We start from the raw sequence: 1401 nt of genomic DNA, 5'->3' as shown, positions 1-1401 counted from the left end.
GGCTCTCCTGCCGTATGTGTGGGTCATCTTGTTGTGGGTTGGCGGCCGGGGAGGGTGGGTTTGTCTCCGGCGAGGGTGAGCATGACGAGGGCGATGATCGCGTCGGCGGTGTGGAAGCCGAAGCCGCGGCGGATGATGAGGCGGGTCTTGGTGTTGGTGGATTCGACCAGGCCGTTGGACATGCGGGTGGTCAGTGCGGCGCGGATCGCGTCGTAGTGACGGCGGATCTTGCGCTGGAGGTCGACGAAGGCCGGAATGCGGCAGCGTCTGGCCCAGCCGATCCATTTATCCAGGTTCCGCAGCGCGGCCGTGGGCCGGGTCCTGGCCAGGGAGAACACGGTTCGCAGGGCCTCTTTCAGCCGCCAGGCACGGTGAAGGCGGGGATCGGTGGCCGCGATCCAGGCCAGCTTGGCGGTCTGCCGGTCGGTGAGATCGCCCTCGTTTTTCCACAGCGCGAAGCGGGAGTCCTTCAACGCCCGTGCCCTCTCGCGGTCGCCGGTTTCACGGCGGGCCCTGTTCCACGACGCGCGACGCTCCTCATCCAGGGCGTCGGTGGCCCACGCGACCACGTGGAAGGGGTCCATGACGCGGATGGCGTCCGGGACGCGGGCGGCGAGGACTTCGGCGATCCATCCGGCGCCGTCGGCGCTGACGTGGGTGAGGCGGGTGGCGCGGGCGGGGCCCAGGGCGTCGAAGAAGCGATTCAGGACATCCTTGCCGTGTGCCTCGGCCATCCACACGACGCGGCCGGTGTCGTGGTCAACGACGCAGGTCAGGTATTTCTGCCCCCTGCGGTGGCTGATCTCGTCGATACCGATCCGGCGCAGCCCGTCCAGCCGGTCACGTCCCTTGTCACGGTCGGCGACGTAGCGGGCGACGATGTTGCCGACCGTGCGCCAGGACGTCCGCATCAGTGTTGCGGTCGCGGACTTGGAGCATTCGGCAGCCATCCACGCGGTCTGCGCGTCGAAGGCCAGGGTGTGGCCGGCGCCGTGCCGGGCCCAGGGCACCGCGATCACGGTCGGGCCATGCTCCTGGCAGGCCACCCGGGACGCGTCGGCCTCCAGGAATACCTTCACCGCCCCGTGGTCCAGGGCCCGCCACCGGCGCCGGCCCCGGCCGGTGTCGTACCAGGGCGCGGGCCGGGCACAGATCCCGCACCGCTGCCGCCGACGCGCTTCGGGCCGTACCGACACGATCACGCACTGTTCGCTCTCGTCCCAGCGGATCCCCTCGACCACGGTGTTCTCGACCGTCAGGGCCCGCTTCCATATGCTGAAGATGGACACGCCGCTTCTCTGCTTGATCAACCTTGTTGCTAGACACCTCAAGGTTCACAGAGAGCGGCGTGTTTCACGTATCAGCCCAGCCCAGGGCACCCACACATACGGCAGGAGAGCC

The 1401-nt window shown here is 68.7% G+C and carries 1 protein-coding gene; it reads right to left on the bottom strand.

The window, feature by feature from the left end; translation table 11 throughout:
* Window positions 1–23: 23 nt before the first annotated feature.
* Window positions 24–1289, bottom strand: a complete 1266-nt coding sequence (locus E6P78_RS32475) for an ISL3 family transposase (protein WP_136207200.1) — start codon at window positions 1287–1289, stop codon at window positions 24–26.
* Window positions 1290–1401 lie beyond the last annotated feature (112 nt).

The organism is Streptomyces sp. A0958 (genome assembly GCF_004795035.1).
Taxonomy (GTDB): Bacteria; Actinomycetota; Actinomycetes; order Streptomycetales; family Streptomycetaceae; genus Streptomyces.
Note: the sequence above shows the minus strand (reverse complement) of the source record. Positions and strands in the feature narration are given on the sequence as shown.